Source organism: Micromonospora sp. GCM10011542 (genome assembly GCF_042650685.1).
Lineage (GTDB): Bacteria > Actinomycetota > Actinomycetes > Mycobacteriales > Micromonosporaceae > Micromonospora.
This window is the reverse complement of record NZ_JBHSBO010000035.1, coordinates 24,089-40,573: the sequence shown is the minus strand read 5'-3', so window position 1 is coordinate 40,573 and position 16,485 is coordinate 24,089. Positions and strand designations below refer to the sequence as shown.

The 16,485-nt window shown below is 70.8% G+C and carries 15 protein-coding genes and 1 tRNA gene; 10 read left to right on the top strand and 6 right to left on the bottom strand.

The window, feature by feature from the left end; translation table 11 throughout:
* Positions 1 to 115: 115 nt before the first annotated feature.
* On the bottom strand, positions 116 to 724 hold the full coding sequence (locus ACFOW4_RS12885; protein WP_377527390.1) for an IclR family transcriptional regulator: 609 nt from the start codon (positions 722 to 724) through the stop codon (positions 116 to 118).
* A gap of 291 nt (positions 725 to 1,015) precedes the next feature.
* Here ACFOW4_RS12885 and cysS point away from each other — a divergent pair, with 291 nt between their 5' ends.
* Together cysS and rlmB are read left to right on the top strand one after the other, a co-directional pair.
* Positions 1,016 to 2,431 (top strand): cysteine--tRNA ligase, encoded by a 1,416-nt coding sequence (gene cysS / locus ACFOW4_RS12880; protein ID WP_377527387.1) that lies wholly within the window; start codon positions 1,016 to 1,018, stop codon positions 2,429 to 2,431.
* A complete protein-coding gene (gene rlmB, locus ACFOW4_RS12875) occupies positions 2,431 to 3,564 on the top strand; it encodes a 23S rRNA (guanosine(2251)-2'-O)-methyltransferase RlmB (protein ID WP_377527385.1) in 1,134 nt (377 codons plus the stop codon). Before cysS ends, rlmB begins: the two co-directional genes overlap by 1 nt.
* A 117-nt stretch (positions 3,565 to 3,681) precedes the next feature.
* Here rlmB and ACFOW4_RS12870 read toward each other — a convergent pair whose 3' ends face one another.
* On the bottom strand, positions 3,682 to 4,773 hold the full coding sequence (locus tag ACFOW4_RS12870) for an ABC transporter ATP-binding protein (RefSeq protein ID WP_377527383.1): 1,092 nt from the start codon (positions 4,771 to 4,773) through the stop codon (positions 3,682 to 3,684).
* Between the two features lie 351 nt (positions 4,774 to 5,124).
* Between ACFOW4_RS12870 and ACFOW4_RS12865 the strand changes: the two genes are divergently transcribed.
* Both ACFOW4_RS12865 and ACFOW4_RS12860 read left to right on the top strand, forming a co-directional pair.
* A tRNA-Thr gene (locus ACFOW4_RS12865) sits at positions 5,125 to 5,201 on the top strand.
* 339 nt (positions 5,202 to 5,540) lie between these two features.
* Entirely contained in the window at positions 5,541 to 6,443 is a 903-nt protein-coding gene (locus tag ACFOW4_RS12860) for a ferritin-like domain-containing protein (protein ID WP_377527382.1), read from the top strand.
* Positions 6,444 to 6,647: 204 nt separating this feature from the next.
* Here the strand turns inward: ACFOW4_RS12860 and ACFOW4_RS12855 are convergent, their stop codons facing one another.
* The 3 genes from ACFOW4_RS12855 to ACFOW4_RS12845 all read right to left on the bottom strand — a co-directional run bounded on the left by ACFOW4_RS12855 (position 6,648) and on the right by ACFOW4_RS12845 (position 10,377).
* On the bottom strand, positions 6,648 to 6,965 hold the full coding sequence (locus tag ACFOW4_RS12855) for a hypothetical protein (RefSeq protein ID WP_377527380.1): 318 nt from the start codon (positions 6,963 to 6,965) through the stop codon (positions 6,648 to 6,650).
* Between the two features lie 220 nt (positions 6,966 to 7,185).
* Positions 7,186 to 8,436, bottom strand: a complete 1,251-nt coding sequence (locus tag ACFOW4_RS12850; RefSeq protein WP_377527379.1) for an IS110 family transposase — start codon at positions 8,434 to 8,436, stop codon at positions 7,186 to 7,188.
* 288 nt (positions 8,437 to 8,724) lie between these two features.
* Complete coding sequence (locus tag ACFOW4_RS12845) at positions 8,725 to 10,377, bottom strand: FG-GAP and VCBS repeat-containing protein (protein WP_377527377.1); 1,653 nt, start codon at positions 10,375 to 10,377, stop codon at positions 8,725 to 8,727.
* 202 nt (positions 10,378 to 10,579) lie between these two features.
* Between ACFOW4_RS12845 and ACFOW4_RS12840 the strand changes: the two genes are divergently transcribed.
* The 5 genes from ACFOW4_RS12840 to ACFOW4_RS12820 all read left to right on the top strand — a co-directional run bounded on the left by ACFOW4_RS12840 (position 10,580) and on the right by ACFOW4_RS12820 (position 13,292).
* Complete coding sequence (locus tag ACFOW4_RS12840) at positions 10,580 to 11,083, top strand: hypothetical protein (protein WP_377527376.1); 504 nt, start codon at positions 10,580 to 10,582, stop codon at positions 11,081 to 11,083.
* Positions 11,080 to 11,478: a helix-turn-helix domain-containing protein gene (locus tag ACFOW4_RS12835; RefSeq protein ID WP_377527375.1), complete on the top strand. Its 399-nt coding sequence runs from the start codon at positions 11,080 to 11,082 to the stop codon at positions 11,476 to 11,478. The genes ACFOW4_RS12840 and ACFOW4_RS12835 overlap by 4 nt, the downstream gene beginning before the upstream one ends.
* 35 nt (positions 11,479 to 11,513) lie before the next feature.
* Positions 11,514 to 11,933: a VOC family protein gene (locus tag ACFOW4_RS12830; protein WP_377527373.1), complete on the top strand. Its 420-nt coding sequence runs from the start codon at positions 11,514 to 11,516 to the stop codon at positions 11,931 to 11,933.
* A gap of 13 nt (positions 11,934 to 11,946) precedes the next feature.
* The gene (locus ACFOW4_RS12825; RefSeq protein ID WP_377527372.1) at positions 11,947 to 12,615 is read left to right on the top strand and encodes a DUF998 domain-containing protein; all 669 of its coding nucleotides are present in this window, start codon (positions 11,947 to 11,949) and stop codon (positions 12,613 to 12,615) included.
* A gap of 68 nt (positions 12,616 to 12,683) precedes the next feature.
* Entirely contained in the window at positions 12,684 to 13,292 is a 609-nt protein-coding gene (locus tag ACFOW4_RS12820; RefSeq protein WP_377527370.1) for a histidine phosphatase family protein, read from the top strand.
* Between the two features lie 12 nt (positions 13,293 to 13,304).
* On the opposite strand, the gene ACFOW4_RS12815 is transcribed toward ACFOW4_RS12820, so the two are convergent.
* The gene (locus ACFOW4_RS12815) at positions 13,305 to 13,841 is read right to left on the bottom strand and encodes a hypothetical protein (RefSeq protein WP_377527369.1); all 537 of its coding nucleotides are present in this window, start codon (positions 13,839 to 13,841) and stop codon (positions 13,305 to 13,307) included.
* Positions 13,842 to 14,026: 185 nt separating this feature from the next.
* Here ACFOW4_RS12815 and ACFOW4_RS12810 point away from each other — a divergent pair, with 185 nt between their 5' ends.
* Positions 14,027 to 16,420 carry a M4 family metallopeptidase gene (locus tag ACFOW4_RS12810; protein WP_377527368.1) on the top strand — a complete coding sequence of 798 codons (2,394 nt, stop codon included), beginning with the start codon at positions 14,027 to 14,029 and terminating at the stop codon, positions 16,418 to 16,420.
* Positions 16,421 to 16,485: the final 65 nt, after the last annotated feature.

Here is a 16,485-nt window from a genome sequence, read left to right as displayed (position 1 = left end):
CTGGCAGAATCCAGCCGAAGCACTCCACAACTACCTCGTTGCAACAACCACTTGAAACCGCCGGTGAGGGACACCCCGATGTGCAGGATCTCGAGTCGATCAAGCAGCGGGCCGGTCAGGAGAGGGCCGTGGCGATGGTTGTCGCCGCGGCGCGGACCTGGGGGCCGACCGTGGCGATGTCCAACGGGGCGAGGGCCACCACGCCGACGCTCGCCTCCAACCCGGGTACGCCCAGCACCGGCGCGGCCACCCCGTACGCGCCGGACTGCAGCTCACCGCTGCTGCCCACCGGCTCCGCCGAGCCGGCCCGGCCGGCCAGGATGGCCCGTCCCGCCGCGCCCCGGTCCAGCGGATGCCGGGCCCCGGTCCGGTAGGCGACGTGGTACGACGTCCAGCTCGGCTCGACCACCACCAGCGCCACGCCCTCGCCACCCTCAACCACCGTCAGGTGCGCGGTGGCACCGGCCTGCTCCGCGAGCCGGCGCAGCGCGGGCAGCGCGCCCTCGGCGAGCAGCGGCTGGGCGCGTCGGGCCAGGTGCAGCACTCCCGCGCCGAGGCGGAGCCGGCCGTCGCCGTCCCGCCGCAGCATCCCGTGCCCGGTCAGCGGGGCGACCAGCCGGTAGACCGCCGCCCGTCCGATGCCGAGTCGGGCCGCCGCCTCGGTGACGGTCAGCCCACCAGGCGCGTCGGCGACCAGGTGCAGCAGTCGCAACCCCCGGTCCAGGGTCTGCGCCGTCTCGCCGCTCGGCGCGGAAGCGGCCGTGCCCGGTCCGGAAGCGGTCGGGCTCGGCCGGGCCCCCGTCGCGCTCGGCCGGGAAGCCGTTCCGCCCGGCCCGGAAGCCGTTCCGCCCTGGTCGGAGACCCACCCGGCCCGACCGGAAGCCGTGCCGGCTCGTGCCGCTGACTCACCGGGGCGTGCCGCTGGCTCACCGGGCCGCGCAGTCGCATCCACGCCTGGCAGCGTACGACCCGGCACCGGCGGACCCGGACAGGTGCGGACGGCTACCCTTGTACGGTGACGCTACGCCTGTATGACACCGCCACCCGATCGGTGCGGGACTTCGTCCCGCGGGAAGCCGGCAAGGTGGGGGTCTACCTGTGTGGTCTCACCCTCCAGGCCCCGCCGCACATCGGCCACCTTCGCTCCGGCGTCAACTATGACGTGCTGCGGCGCTGGCTGGTGACTGCGGGCTACGAGGTCACCTTCATTCGCAACGTGACCGACATCGATGACAAGATCCTGGTCAAGGCGGGCGAGCAGGGTCGGCCGTTCTGGTCGATCGCGTACGCCAACGAGCTGATCCTGGCCGAGTCGTACCGGGCGCTGAACGTGCTGGCGCCGACGTACGAGCCGCGCGCCACCGGGCACATCCCGGAGATGCACGAGCTGATCACCAAGTTGATCGCGGACGGGCACGCCTACCCGGCGACCGACGGCTCCGGCGACGTCTACTTCGACGTGGCCTCCTGGCCGGCGTACGGGTCGCTCTCCGGCCAGTCCCCCGACGCGATGCAGTCGGCCGGCGACGCCCCCGACCGGGGCAAGCGGGACCCGCGGGACTTCGCGCTCTGGAAGGGCGCCAAGCCCAGCGAGCCTGCGGACGCCTACTGGCCGTCGCCGTGGGGGCGGGGCCGCCCCGGCTGGCACATCGAGTGCTCGGCGATGTGCTGGCGGTACCTGGGTGCCGAGTTCGACATCCACGGCGGCGGGCTCGATCTCACCTTCCCGCACCACGAGAACGAGATCGCCCAGTCCCAGGCCGCCGGGCTGCCGTTCGCCCGCTACTGGGTGCACCACGGGCTGCTCAACATCGGCGGCGCGAAGATGGGCAAGTCCGCCGGCAACGCGCTGGACCTGGCGTACGTCGACTCGCTCGGGGTGCGGCCGGTGGAGCTGCGCTACTACTACGCCGCCGCGCACTACCGCTCCGTGATCGACTACTCGGAGGAGTCGCTGCGGGAGTTCGCCATCGCGTACCGGCGGATCGAGGGCTTCGTGCAGCGGGCCGCCGAGCGGGTCGGCGTCGGGCAGCTCGGCGAGCTGCCGACGGGCTTCGTGGCCGCGATGGACGACGACCTCAACACCTCTGCGGCACTGGCCGTGCTGCAACAGGTGCTCAGAGACGGCAACACCGCGCTGAGCAACGGCGACGATGTGACCGTCCGCACCACGCTGGCCTCCGTACGGGCGATGCTGGATATCCTCGGGATCGACCCCCTCGACCCGGTCTGGACCGGCGGCGGCCGCACCGACGATCTGCGTGCCGTGGTGGACTCCCTGATCGCGCTGGCCCTGGAGCAGCGTGCGCAGGCCCGGGGCCGCAGGGACTGGGCCGCCGCGGACGCGGTACGCGACCAGCTCAAGCAAGCCGGTGTGGTGGTCGAAGACACCCCCCAGGGCCCCCGTTGGACTATTGGAGAGCAGGACTGATGGCCGGCAACTCGCAGCGCCGTGGCCGGCGTCTGACGCCGAAGGCGGGCGCCCCCAAGGGCTCCGGCGGCAAGAACAAGGACTCCCTCGCGGGCCGGGGTCGCACCCTGCCCGCCGACGAGCGGCCCTGGCACAAGGGGTACTCGGGCACCGAGAAGCTGCCCCAGCGCACCGCCTGGAAGCAGGACAAGGAGCGCCGGGCGGCGGCCGAGGAGGGGCGTGCCCCCAAGATCGGTGCGCCCGGCACCAAGGACACCACCTGGGGCAAGGGTGGCGGGCGGGGCGTTCCCGTCGGTCGCGGCGGCGCCGGCGGTCGGGGCGGTAAGCCCACCGGCCGCGCGGGCGGCCCCCGGGTCGCTCCGGGGCGCAAGTCCAACCCGTCCAGGGACAGCCCGGAGCTGCTGGTCGGGCGCAACCCGGTGCTGGAGTCCCTGCGCGCCCAGGTGCCGGCGACGGCGCTCTACACCGCGCAGGGCATGGAGAGCGACGACCGGATCAACGAGATCGTCCGGACCGCGGCCGACCGGGGCATCGCCATCCTGGAGATCAGCCGGGCCGAACTGGACCGGATGACCGGCGGCGTGCTGCACCAGGGTGTCGGGCTCCAGGTGCCGCCGTTCGCGTACCAGCCGTTCGAGGACATGGTCGCCGCGGCGGTGGAGCAGCCCGCCCCGCTGCTGGTCGCGCTGGACGGCGTCACCGACCCGCGCAACCTGGGTGCGGTGATCCGCTCGGCCGCCGCGTTCGGCGCGCAGGGTGTCTTCGTACCCGAGCGGCGGGCCGCGGGGATCACCGCGACCGCCTGGCGGACCAGTGCGGGCGCGGCGGCGCGGGTGCCGGTGGCTCAGGTGACCAACCTGACCCGGTCGCTGAAGGCGTGCCGGGACGCCGGCTTCATGGTGGTCGGCCTGGACGCCGACGGCGAAACCGACCTCTACGACCTCGAGGCCGCGGTCGGCCCGCTGGTGGTGGTGGTCGGCTCGGAGGGACGTGGGCTGTCCCGGCTGGTCGGGGAGACCTGCGACCTGACCGTCAGCATCCCGATGATCTCCGACGTCGAGTCGCTCAACGCCAGCGTGGCCGCCGCGGTCGCCCTGGCCGAGGTGGCACGCCGCCGCGCGGTCGAGCTGTAACAACGTCGCAGAGGCCCCTTCCCGGACTCGGGAAGGGGCCTCTGCGCGTCCGGATCCGGCGGTACGACGAGAGGGGCGGCCCGCCGAAGCGGACCGCCCCTCTCGGTACGGCGTACGTCAGATCCGGCGGCCGGTGGCGGCGTGGAAGACGTGGCTGCGGCCGGTACGCGGCTTGACGAACACGGTGTCACCCATGTTCGGCATGGTGCGCCGGTCGGTGCGGACGACGAAGCGCTCCGAGTTGCCGCCCAGCGCGGCGTGCCCGTAGACGTTGGCGTCCGAGCCGAGGTCCTCGACCAGCTCGACCACGACCGGCATGCCGCCCTCGGTCGGGCTGACCAGGTCGCAGTCCTCCGGGCGGAAACCGACGGTCACCTTGCCGTCGCCACCCTCGGCGCGGGCCGCCTCGACCTGCTCGCGGGTCAGCGGGATGTGCAGCTCGGCGAACTCGGCGCCCTTGTCGTTCAGCGGCACGGTCTTGATGTTCATGGCGGGGGAGCCCATGAAGCCGGCGACGAAGACGTTGGCCGGGGTGTCGTAGAGCGCCCGCGGGGTGTCCACCTGCTGGAGGACGCCGTCGAGCAGCACGGCGACCCGGTGACCCATGGTCATGGCCTCGACCTGGTCGTGGGTGACGTAGACCGTGGTGACGCCCAGCTTCGCCTGCAGCGACGCGATCTGGGTACGGGTCTGCACGCGCAGCTTGGCGTCGAGGTTCGACAGCGGCTCGTCCATGAGGAAGACCTGCGGCTCGCGGACGATCGCCCGGCCCATTGCGACCCGCTGGCGCTGACCACCGGAGAGCGCCTTCGGCTTGCGGCTGAGGAACTCCTCCAGCTGGAGCAGCCCGGCCGCCTCCTTGACCCGCCGGTCGATCTCCGACTTGGAGGTCTTGCGCAGCTTCAGCGCGAACGCCATGTTCTCGTACACCGTCATGTGCGGGTAGAGGGCGTAGTTCTGGAAGACCATCGCGATGTCGCGGGCCTTGGGGGGCAGGTGGGTGACGTCACGCTGGTCGATGTAGATCGAGCCGGCGTCGACGTCCTCCAGGCCGGCGAGCATCCGCAGGCTGGTGGACTTGCCGCAGCCGGAGGGACCGACCAGGACGAGGAACTCGCCGTCGCCGATCTCGAGGTCCAGCTCGTTGACGGCAGGACGCTCGGTGCCCGGGTAGATCCGGGACGCCTTGGAATAGGTGACCGTAGCCATGGTGAAGCGCTTCCTTTCACCGGCAGGAACGTGCCGGACGATCCGAGTGAAGGAGCGACCGGCACGTGCCCGTGCCGGTCAGCGAACGGCGAGCCGCTCGCGGGGGCGCTCGGCTGTCGTTCGTGTCACTGCACCGTAAACGCCTTTGGGCGCGCTGCCAAGGTGAGCGGCCCAGGATGCGGGCCACGGCATACGCATTCCGGGCACTCCGGCACGGGAGGACACCAATCGGTTCGGCCGGCTGGCGACCGGATCCGGCCCTATCGTCGGGTTGCTGACGTTTCCCGTGCTCGGGAGCCCTGGCGAGCGGGATATCCAGACGTCAGTCGCTATGCTGGCCTCGACGCACACGCCCCTGTAGCTCAGCTGGCCAGAGCACTCGCCTTGTAAGCGAGATGTCGCCGGTTCGATCCCGGCCGGGGGCTCCATTTCACCCAGGCAATTTGCATCGGGCGTTGTCGCGAGCCGACTGCTCGACAGCAACGCTGACAGCAACCGGGGTCACGACAGCCGCCCATCGAGCTTGCCGAGCGCCTGACGCATCGCGTCGAGGTTGGCGTGAGCGTAGACCTTGAGAGTGATCTTCACGTCGGCGTGCGATTATCCTCGCCGTGCACCTCCTGCCGGTGAAGGTTCGGCAAAGGAGCACGGCCGAGACAGCCACGCCATAGCGTGAGCGCCGACGGCAGTAGGGTGCGGCGCACCGGCGACGTATCGATGGAGTACCCGGCGTGTCGTGGATCCGAACGGGGGTCGCTTCCATGGTAATGAAATTCATCAAAGAGGCGCTGTCGCGCAGCGCGGAGTCGGATGACGATCGACGGAAGCTCGCGTCGATGACGGACCCGACGAATCCCGCAGCGCGATCGGCGGACGGCTCGGGGCCGAGTGACGCGACGATCCTGAATTTCGCCCTCAACCTCGAATACCTCGAAGCGGAGTTCTACCTTCGCGCCATTACGGGGCAGGGTCTGCCTGACGAGATGACCACCGGTACCGGCACCCGGGGTGAGGTGACCGGTGGGGGCATGGTCAACTTCAGCAATTCGGTGGTGCGCAAGTTCGCACGGGAGATCGCCTCGGACGAGCAGCAGCATGTGGCCTTCCTGCGGTCCGCCCTCGGGGAGCACGCCGTTTCCCGTCCGGCGATCTCTCTTGACACGAGCTTCACCGCGGCGGCCACCGCGGCCGGGCTCATCAAGTCGGGCGAGATGTTCGACCCGTACGCCAACGATCTCAACTTCCTGTTCGCCGCGTTCCTGTTCGAGGACGTCGGCGTCTCCGCTTTCAAGGGAGCGGCACCGCTGCTGTCCAACAAGACGTACCTGGACGCGGCCGCGGGCCTGCTCGCCACGGAGGCGTACCACGCCGGGATCGTCCGCTCCGCGCTCTACAACGAAGGCATGATCGACGAGGCTGTCTTCGCGGGCGTGCAGAAGCTCTCCGACGCCCGCAACAGTCTCGACGGACCGGTCGACGACGACCAGGGTATCGGCACCAGCGCCGAGGCGAACCTCGTTCCCACGGACGCCAACGGCATCGCCTACGGCCGCTCGGCCCAGTCGGTCCTGAATATCGTTTACCTCAACGCGAGCCCGGCGAACTCCGGCGGCTTCTATCCCTCCGGCCTTAACGGCGACATCGCGATGAGCGGCGGGGCAGCCAGCTAATCACCTGGCCATCGCCGCGGTCCCGGCGCGCACTGGGCTGCGTGTTCCCGGGCCTGTACCGGACGGCCCGTACGCCCGGCACACGGCCAGCGCCGGACTCCACGCCGGCGGCACCGGCTCGCCGCCTTCACCGCAGGGGTCTTCTACCAGGACAACGCACAACACCTCTCCATCGGCGACCGGTTGGCGGGGGCTAAACCCTTCCTAAACTGCGTGTCGGTCCAGTTGGTCCTCGCGCACCCGGAACCGCGTCTGTCCGTCCGCCGCTTCGACTGCATCCCGCCGGGTGGAGACGACCACGGCGCGGTCCTCGTCGTTGCCCACGATGCTGCATCCCAGTCGAACTGGTGCTGGCAAACGAGCGCCAGCGTCGAGCTGACCACAGGTGAAGACGGAAACCTTGTCGACGAAGAACCACGGCTTCCCGTCAGCATCGACCAGGCGGACACGTATCCAGCCCGGGAAGTCGTGGCTGACCCAGGCCACCACCTCGCAGCGGACAAAGCATTCTTCGTGAGACATGGGCCGATCCTGCCCGCATTCGCGTGAGGGGCCAACCGGCGATGAGGAACGCCGGGTCAGGGGGATCCAGGCTGTCGACAGCAACGCTGACAGCAACTGAGCCGGACAGCGGCACGCTGACAAGCACGGGCATGAACGAAGCTCCGAGCGTGCAGCCGTTCCCAGACACGCGCGGACGCAGCGCCAGAGCTCAGACGAAACTCAGGCCGAGGGTGCGGGGTTATGCCGCGAGTGCGGTGAGTTGGGCTTGGTAGCCGAGGTCGTGTAGCTGGCGTAGCAGTTGGTTCTTGCGGGTCTCGGGGTCGTCTCGGTGGGTGTAGTAGTCGGTGCCGAGGTCGGTGTAGGTGGTGTCGTTGGCGAGTAGGTGCCAGATGATGATCAGGATGGTGTGGGCGATGGCGACGGCGGCTTTCTTGCCGCCGGTCTTGCCGAAGCGTCGGTGCAGGCGGCGGTAGCGGGCGCCGAGTCGGGTGCTGGTGCGGGAGGTGGCCCAGGCGGCTTCGACCAGGACGGTGGCGAGGTGGGGGTTGCCGTGGCGGGTGGTGCCTTTCCTGCGTTTGCCGGCTGATTCGTGGTTGCCCGGGCGGAGGCCGGCCCAGGACGCGAGGTGGGCTGGGGTGGGGAAGCGGGTCATGTCCACGCCGATCTCGGAGATGATCGTCTGGGCGGCGCGGTCACCCACCCCCGGGATCGTCTTGAGCCGGTCCCGCTGTGTTGCGAACGGGGTGATGGCCTCGTCGATGCGGGCGTCGAGCTTGCTGATCATGTCGTTGAGGTGATCGATGTGGGTCAGGTGCAGCCGGCAGAGCAGGCCGTGGTGGTCGGCGAACCGGCCCGCGAGGGCGAAAGCCAGGTCGGGGATCTTCTTGCGCAGCACACCTCTGGCCAGGTCGGCCAACACCGCTGGATCCCGCTCGCCGGCGATGAGTGCCTCGATCATCGCCCGCCCGGACACGCCGATGGCGTCAGAGGCGACGGAATCGAGCTTGATGCCGCCGTCTTCGAGGACTTTGTGCAGCCGTTGGGTCTCGCGGGTGCGTTCCTCGATCAGCTTCTTTCGGTAGCGGGTCAGTTCCCGGATCGCGGCGATCTCGGCCGGCGGGATGAAACTGCCCCGTAGCAGTCCCACCTCGCACAGTTCGGCCAGCCACACCGCGTCGGAGGCGTCGGTTTTGCGGCCCGGCACGTTTTTGACGTGGTGGGCGTTGCACAGCAGGATCTCCAGCCCGTCAGCCTCTGTCAGGGCGTGGAAGACCGGCCGCCAGTACACGCCGGTGGCCTCCATCGCCACATGCGTGACCTGCTCGGCGACCAGCCAGCCGGTCATCTCCCGCAGCGCGCTGTAGAAGGTGGGGTACTTGCGTACCTGTTGGCGGCGCTGCCCGACCTGCTCGCCCGGGACCCGGACCGCCACCGTGATCTGCTTCTTGTGCACGTCGATCGCCGCGACCCGCGGATACACGATCTCCACGACGCCTCCAAGGTGGAACTGAGCCGATAAGGCGCCGCCCGCGGAACCCGCGAAAGATCAAGAAACTCAGACACGCGCTCATAGCGGCAACCCGGGGTACCTACCGGGGCGGGTTCCAGCGTCACTCTTGTAAACGGGCTCGCAGGTGCCAAGCTCTGTCGACGTCGGCGGGCGACACATCGAGTTTCACAAACCCGTGGGTGCCTCGCCAGGGGCATCTTCCTCTTGTAAGCGAGATGTCGCCGGTTCGATCCCGGCCGGGGGCTCCATTGCACCCAGGCGTTCCGGTCACCCGCTCAGCAGGCCGTATCCGAAGTGGTTGACGCGGAATCCGGATCCCGAGAAGTCGACCGGCCGCTGCTGGGCGACCGGCACGAGGCGCGACATGGCTGGCCCGCCGCCGGGGAGCGAACGTGTCTGCAGCCGCAGGGTGGTGATGAGACCGTACGGTTCGCCGGCCTCCTGCTGCCGCATGTCCTCGTATTTCGCCTCGGTGAACATCTCGAGCGGGCCGGTGCCGTCCAGGTCGAGGATCGCCACCGCCGACCCCAGGTAGTCGCTGGGTTCCGGGCGGTCGCTGAGTGCCCTGGTCGACTCCTCGAACTCGGGCTGTGGCTTGGGCCAGCTGCCGGCCGCGACGTTCTGGGTGTAGACGATTGAGCCGGCGCCGGTGGGGCCCTGCGGGGTGCCGGGAACCAACGTCACCGAACCGGCGTCCGCCACCGCGCCCACGGTCATCGTCATCGCGCCGATCAGCAGGTCCGGGATGCCGTCGCCGGTCACGTCGCCGGTCGCCAGCGCCTCGCCGAAGTGGCCGCCGTTGGCGTCCCGGTCGGGGTTGTCGGGTACTCCGGCGGTGTCCTGGTCGATGACCCGGCGACCCGCCCAGGCCAGGCCGGCGGACGTGCCGGGAAGGTAGACGACCCTGCCGCCCGAGCTGCGGGGCAGCCCCAGGACGAGGTCCGCCCGGCCGTCCCGGTTCAGGTCCGACATCACCATCACGTCCACCGGGATGCTGTCGCCGGCGGTGTCGCGCTGGCCTTCGACCTTCGTGACCTTGGCGGCGTTGGGCCCATTGGTCGAGCCGGGGAAGAGTGTCAGCATGCCGTGCGAGTCGGACTCGGAGGTGCCCCGCCTGGACCCGTTGACGACGAGATCGTCGTAGCCGTCGCCGGTGAGGTCACCGATCGCCAGCTGGCTGCCGAAGTGCTCATCCACCAGGCCGGACCAGCGGGGTACGACCTGGCAGACCTTCACCGAGCCGACCAGGGTGAGACCGTTCCGGGTGCCCGACAGCACCGTGACCGAGCCCCGGAACGCCCCGTCGCGCTCCGGGGTCGCGCCGCCGTCGCTGACGGCCAGCTCGTCGTCGCCGTCGTTGTCGAGGTCACCGGCCGCGAGTGTGCCCACGTGCAGCCCCGGCAGGAGCGCCGCCTGGTCGCGATCGAGCCCGTCCGGGCCGCCGTCGTAGACGAAGATCCCGTGCTCGAAGGCGCTCGTGCTGAGCATCCGGAAGGCGGCGACCGCGAGGTCCTGGAAGCCGTCGCCGTTGAAGTCACCCGCGGTGAACTCAGGCGCAAACCGATACGGGGGGTCGGCGACGGCGGGTGCGGTCACGGTGTCCCGACGGGTGACGCGGGAGTACCGGACCTGCAGAGCGAACCCGCCGGGGCTCGCCGAACTGCCGACGACCAGTTCGTCCCTGCCGTCCCCGTCGATGTCGAACCGGGGCTTGGCGCGGCCGGTTGAGGTCGCCGCCGTGGTCGGTGGCGCGGTTGCCGCCGTCCGGCTGCCGGTGGTCGCCGTGGCGGACCGCTCCGGCTGCCCGACAGCCTGCTTCCCGGTCTCCTGCTCGCGGGCGACGACAGCTTCAGCGGTCGCCTGAGTCGGCCGGGGCGGAGTGGTCGGCTCGCTGGCGGCGCTCGGTACACAGGCGACCATGCTCAGCAGCGACAGAACTCCGACGGCGGCCCCACGTGTTCCCCGTGCAATATTCACGCTGTTCCCTGTCGGCGGTGGGTCGCGGAGGATGAGGTTAGCCGATCTCCGGACCCGCGTGAAGATCAGCCGCGGGACTTGGCTGCACTCCCCTGGGCGGGTGGGACTTCTATAGTTACCGGCAGTACCGATCGCGAGGAGGCGTATGAAGCCCGTCGTCGCGGCGCTCCTCGCGCAGATACGGCGCCACTCGGAGCAGGAGCAGACCGCTCTCCTGGGCGAGCGGACCAGACGGCGGCAGACGATCGCCGGCCTGGCCGCGGCGTTGGTCCTCCTGCTGCTCGCGCTCGCGACGGTGCCGCTGGCGTACGCCGCGCCGGTCGGGGGCTGGCAGAGCGTGGCGGTGCTCGTGGCCACTCCGCTGCTGGCGTCCACCTGGGGCGCCCTGGTGCGCAACGCGTACGACGGCATGAGCAACTGGTTGCGGGCGGCGGCCGTGGGGTCGGCGGCCGGGGTCATCGCCTTCCTGCTGTTCGTCGCCGCCCAGCTCTCCACCAACCCGGACCTCCTGGCCGGTGAACGCGCGCGGCAGCTCGTCTTCTTCGTGCTGGCCATCGGGTTCATCGGTGGCTTCACGTCCGAGACCGTGTACCGGAAGTTGCAGACCCAGGACGTCGCGCAGACGTCCGTTCTCCCACCGGGCCGATGAGTCGCGCCACGGAGGAGTCCAACCGGGCGATGCTTCGCGCCCGGGACGCCATGGACCGGGCGTACGCCGAGCCGTTGGACATCCCCGCGCTGGCACGCATCGCGCACGTCTCGGAGGCGCACTTCATCCGGACCTTCCGGGCCACGTTCGGCGAGACCCCGCACCGCTACCTGCAACGCCGCCGGGTGGAGCGGGCGATGTCGCTGCTGCTAGAGACCGGGCGGGACGTCACCGACATCTGCTTCGCGGTCGGGTTCAGCAGCCTGGGGACGTTCAGCCGGACGTTCCGGCAGATCGTCGGCGAGTCGCCGACCGACTTCCGCCGGCGCACCGCGCCGCCCGGCGTGCCGTCCTGCTTCGTGAAGGCCTGGACCAGACCCAGCAGTTTTGGATAAGCGGCAGGCCAGGGCCACCCTCTAGCGTCGTTGGCATGACGATGAACGCGATCACCCGCTCCCAGATCTACGTCCTCGACCAGGACGAGGCCCTCGACTTCTACGTCGGAAAGCTCGGCATGGAGGTCAACACCGACCAGGATCTCGGCTTCATGCGCTGGCTGACGGTCAACCTGCCCGGCGACCCGGAGCGCGAGATCCTGCTGGAGAAGCCGGGCCCGCCGGCCCTGGATCCGGCCACCGCCGAGCAGGTCCGGGAACTGCTGACCAAGGGCGCCCTGGGCGGCTGGCTCAGCATCACCACCGACGACGCCCGCAAGACCTACGAGGACCTCGTCGCGAAGGGCGTCGACATCACCGACGAGCCGACCGAGCGCCCGTACGGGATCGACTTCGGCGTCCGGGACCCGTTCGGCAACAAGATCCGCATCGGCCAGATGTTCCCCCGGGCCTGACGGGAGCGGAGCGATGACACAGGCCATGCCACTTCCCGTGCTCCAACCGGCGGCCGCCGCCGGCCGGGACCGGGCCCTGCTCGCCGGCGGCGTCCTCGCCGGCCCGATCTTCGTCGGCTCGGTGCTGCTCCAGGCGCTGACCCGGGACGGCTTCGACTTCCGGCGGCACCCGGCCAGTGTGCTGAGCACCGGCGACCTCGGCTGGATCCAGATCGCCACGTTCCTGGTCACCGGGGTGCTCTGCCTGGCCGCCGCCGGGGCGCTGCGGCGCTCGGCGTGCACCGGGTCGGTCTGGGTCCCCCGTCTGCTCGGCCTGTACGGGCTGGGCCTGATGGGTGCCGCAATCTTCAGTGCCGACCCGGCCGACGGGTTCCCGGTCGGCACACCCCGGGGCGCGGGTCAGATCAGCTGGCACGGTGGGCTGCACTTCCTGGTGGCGGCGGTCGCGTTCGTGTCGCTGATCGTGGCGACGGTGCTGGTCGGGCTCCGGGCCGCACGGCGGGGGGCGCGGGCCCGGGCCGCGTACAGCCTGGCGACCGGGACCTTCTTCGCGGTGGCCTGGCTGGCGCTGATGGTCCGGCCGGCCCCGGCCGCGATGGTCGCCTTCGGGCTGGCGGTGACGGCCGGCTGGCTCTGGGTGTCGGTCACCCTCGCCCGGGCGGCGGCGGGCCGGGCGGACTGAGGTCAGGAATTGATCGTCGGGAGGCGCGGGGTCCACGCCGCGCCTCCCGGTGTGCTGGGGTGTGGGGCATGACGACCCGGTTGTTGTATCTCGCCCGGCACGGCGAGCAGGATCCCGCCGCGACCGATTCGGGCCTCTCCGAGCGGGGCCGCCGGCAGGCGAGACTGCTCGGCGAGCGGTTGCGGGGGCTGCCGTTCGCCGCCGTGCACCACGGCCCGCTGTGCCGGGCCGCGCAGACCGCCGAGCTGGTCGCCGCGTCGCTGCCCGGGGTTCCGGTGTACGCGACCGAGCTGGCCGGAGACCACCTGCCGCACGACACCCCGCCCGCCGGCCTGTCTCCGGCGTACGTCAGCTTCCTGGCCCGGTTCTCGGCCGCCCAGCGGATCGACGGACCGCAGGTGACGGCGGCGGCGGTGCGGCGGTTCACCGGCCCGCCGGAGGGCGCCGAGCCGATCCGCGAGCTGGTGGTCACGCACAACTTCCTGATCGCCTGGCTGGTCCGGCACGCTCTGGCCGCGCCGGAGCGGCGCTGGCTCGGGCTGAACCAGCACAACGCCGGCCTGACCGTCATCCGGTACAGCGCGGCCGGCCCGCCGAACCTGATCGCCTTCAACGACGTCGCGCACCTGCCGCCGGAGTTGCGCGGCACCGGGCTGCCCTCGGACTACCTGGTCTGAGCGCGGGGGCCGTCAGCCGGTGGCCCGTAGCAGCAGCTCGACGAGCGCCCGGGTCGCTGGCGGCGGCGGCGCGTCGGCGGGGCAGTCGACGTACTCGGTCTCCACGGCACCGACGGTCAGCCGGTAGCTGAACACGTCCGCGCAGCCGGTCGGGGTGGGCGAGCGGCGGGCCTCCTCGGCCAGCCGTGGGTCGGCGGCGAGCCCGTGCAGCCTGCCCAGGTCGGCCGGATCGAGGCGTCCCGTGCGCCTGCTGCCGGCCCGGTCCACCGCCGTCCACCGGCCGTCGGGCTCGACGGTCACCGTGTCTCCACGGCCGGCGAAGCCGCCGGAGCGGGTCAGCACGATCCGGGTGGCCGTGGCCGTGGCCGTGGCCGTGGCCGTGGTGGGGCCCGGGCCGCTCGGAGCGGGCGTGGCCGGGAGCGTGCCCGGGGTGGGGGTCGGCGCGGACGGGGCGCCGGAGCCGCCGCTGGTGGCGGGGGTGGTGCCGGTCCGGTCGGCGGCGGTGCAGCCGGCCAGGACGGCGAGGAGCAGCACGAGGGTGACGCCCATCGTCGATGCGGATCTCATATCGCTCGGACGCGCGGCTCGGACGCCCGGTTCCCTTGTCAAGCCCCTCATCCGAACGGTCACTGTCGATGTCTGGGAGCGGTCCAACCCTTCTCTTTTCTTCGATACATAGCTATATCTACATACGTGACTACCCCCGTCACAACTTCCCCCCTTCAGGAGGGCACGTGAAACGACCCCTCGCCGCCGTCAGCGCAGCGCTGCTCACCAGCGGCCTGCTGACCTGCGTCGCCACCGCGGCGCACGCGGCTCCGCCCACCGCTCCCACGCCGGACGCCTCCGCCGCGGCCCGCGCGACGACCGTCCTCCGTACGAACCCCGGCGCCGTCCAGGGTTCCGCCGCCGAGTCCTACCGGGTGCACAGCACCAAGGTGGACGCCAGCGGCGCCGCGCACACCCGTTACACCCGCACCTATCAGGGTCTGCGGGTGTACGGCGGTGACTTCGTCATCCACACCACGCCGGACGGCGGCTACGCCGGCTCCTCGGTCGGTCTGGCCGCACCGCTGACCCTCGGCACCACGGCCAAGGTCTCCGAGGCGGCGGCGAAGAAGACCGCCCGCGCCGAGTTCACCGGCCGGGCCGAGGCCGTGGGTACCCCGGAACTCTTCGTCGACGCCAGCTCCGGCCGTGGCCGGCTGGCCTGGGAGACCGTGGTCAGCGGCTGGCAGCCCGACGGGCAGACCCCGTCGCGGTTGCACGTGGTCACCGACGCCAGCACCGGCGCCGCGATCGGGTCGTACGACGAAATCGAGGCGGTCGCCGGCACCGGCAACAGCCTCTACTCGGGCGCGGTGAGCATCGACACGACGCTCTCCGGCAGCACGTACCAGATGATCGACCCGACGCACGGCAACGGCTCGACGTGCGACATGAACAACGGCACGTCGAGCTGCACCACCTTCACCGACGCGGACAACACCTGGGGCACCGGGGCCAACTCCAACCGGCAGTCCGCCGGCGTGGACGCGCACTTCGGCGCCGCCAAGACGTTCGACTACTACAAGAACGTGCACGCCCGTAACGGCATCTTCGGCAACGGCACCGGCGTGCCGAGCCGGGTGCACTACGGCAGCAACTACGTCAACGCCTTCTGGGACGGCTCCCGGATGACGTACGGCGACGGCTCGGGCAACGCCCGCCCGCTGGTGTCGCTCGACGTGGCCGCGCACGAGATGAGCCACGGCGTCACCGAGAACGTGGTGCCCGGCGGTCTGACCTACTCGGGTGAGTCCGGCGGTCTGAACGAGGCCACCAGCGACATCTTCGGCAACATGGTCGAGTTCTACGCCAACACGTCGGCCGACCCCGGCGACTACCAGGTCGGCGAGAAGATCAACATCAACGGCAACGGCACGCCGCTGCGCTACATGTACAACCCGTCGCTGGACGGCTCGTCCGACAGCTGCTGGTCCACCAGCACGAAGAACAAGGACGTGCACTACTCCTCCGGCGTGGCCAACCACTTCTACTTCAACCTGGCCGAGGGCACCGGCGCCACCTCGTACGGCACCTCGCCGGTCTGCGGCTCCGCCCCGGCGGTGACCGGCATCGGCCGGGCCAAGGCCGAGAAGATCTGGTTCCGCGCGCTGGACGTGTACTTCACCTCCAACACGTCGTACGTCAACAGCAGCAACCCGGCGAACACCGCCCGCGCCTACAGCCTGCGGGCGGCCACCGACCTGTACGGCAGCTGCTCCGCCGAGTACAAGGCCGTGCAGGCCGCCTGGACCGCGGTGAACGTGGCCGGCAACGACGCGCCCTGCTCGACCGGCAACGACTTCTCGGTGTCGCTGTCGCCGACGGCCGGCTCGGTGAACCCGGGCAGCTCCGTTTCCACCACCGTGGCGACCGCGACCACCAGCGGCTCGGCGCAGACCGTGACGTTCTCCGCGTCGGGCCTGCCCACCGGCGCCACCGCCGCGTTCAGCCCGTCGTCGGTCACCTCCGGCGGCTCGTCGACCCTCACCGTCAGCACATCGGCGAGCACCCCGGCCGGCACGTACTCGATCACCGTGAACGGCGCGGGCGCGGTCACCCGGACCGCGACGTACACGCTGACCGTCAACGGCACCGGCGGCGGTTGCTCGGCGCCGGGCCAGAAGCTGGCCAACCCGGGCTTCGAGTCCGGCGCGACCGGCTGGACGGCCACCTCCGGCGTGATCACCAACTCCGCCAGCCAGCCCGCCCGCACCGGTTCGTACAAGGCGTGGCTGGACGGGTACGGCAGCAGTCACACCGACACGCTCGCCCAGTCGGTGAGCCTGCCGTCGGGCTGCTCGTCGTACACCGTCAGCTTCTGGCTGCACATCGACACCGCCGAGACCACCACCGGCACCGCGTACGACACGCTGCGCGTGCAGGTGCTGAACGCCGGTGGGACGGTGCTGGCCACGCTGGCGACCTACTCGAACCTGAACAAGGCCGCCGGCTACAGCCAGAAGTCCTTCTCGCTGGCCCCGTACGCCGGTCAGACCCTCTCGCTGAAGCTCACCGGCAGCGAGGACTCCTCGTTGCAGACGTCCTTCGTGGTCGACGACACCGCGCTGAATGTCTCCTGACCTGACGCCCCCGGTACCAGCGGGCCCGACGGCCACCCCTCGCGGGTGGGCGCCGGGCCCGCGCC

What these genes read in the sequence shown, in the direction of transcription:
- ACFOW4_RS12820 (WP_377527370.1), top strand. Translation starts at nt 12,684, where the DNA reads ATGACGACCCGGTTGTTGTATCTCGCCCGGCACGGCGAGCAGGATCCC.
- ACFOW4_RS12835 (WP_377527375.1), top strand. Translation starts at nt 11,080, where the DNA reads ATGAGTCGCGCCACGGAGGAGTCCAACCGGGCGATGCTTCGCGCCCGG.
- ACFOW4_RS12830 (WP_377527373.1), top strand. Translation starts at nt 11,514, where the DNA reads ATGACGATGAACGCGATCACCCGCTCCCAGATCTACGTCCTCGACCAG.
- ACFOW4_RS12860 (WP_377527382.1), top strand. Translation starts at nt 5,541, where the DNA reads ATGAAATTCATCAAAGAGGCGCTGTCGCGCAGCGCGGAGTCGGATGAC.
- ACFOW4_RS12855 (WP_377527380.1), bottom strand. Translation starts at nt 6,965, where the DNA reads ATGTCTCACGAAGAATGCTTTGTCCGCTGCGAGGTGGTGGCCTGGGTC.
- ACFOW4_RS12840 (WP_377527376.1), top strand. Translation starts at nt 10,580, where the DNA reads ATGAAGCCCGTCGTCGCGGCGCTCCTCGCGCAGATACGGCGCCACTCG.
- rlmB (WP_377527385.1), top strand. Translation starts at nt 2,431, where the DNA reads ATGGCCGGCAACTCGCAGCGCCGTGGCCGGCGTCTGACGCCGAAGGCG.
- ACFOW4_RS12825 (WP_377527372.1), top strand. Translation starts at nt 11,947, where the DNA reads ATGACACAGGCCATGCCACTTCCCGTGCTCCAACCGGCGGCCGCCGCC.
- ACFOW4_RS12815 (WP_377527369.1), bottom strand. Translation starts at nt 13,841, where the DNA reads ATGGGCGTCACCCTCGTGCTGCTCCTCGCCGTCCTGGCCGGCTGCACC.
- ACFOW4_RS12870 (WP_377527383.1), bottom strand. Translation starts at nt 4,773, where the DNA reads ATGGCTACGGTCACCTATTCCAAGGCGTCCCGGATCTACCCGGGCACC.
- ACFOW4_RS12845 (WP_377527377.1), bottom strand. Translation starts at nt 10,377, where the DNA reads ATGGTCGCCTGTGTACCGAGCGCCGCCAGCGAGCCGACCACTCCGCCC.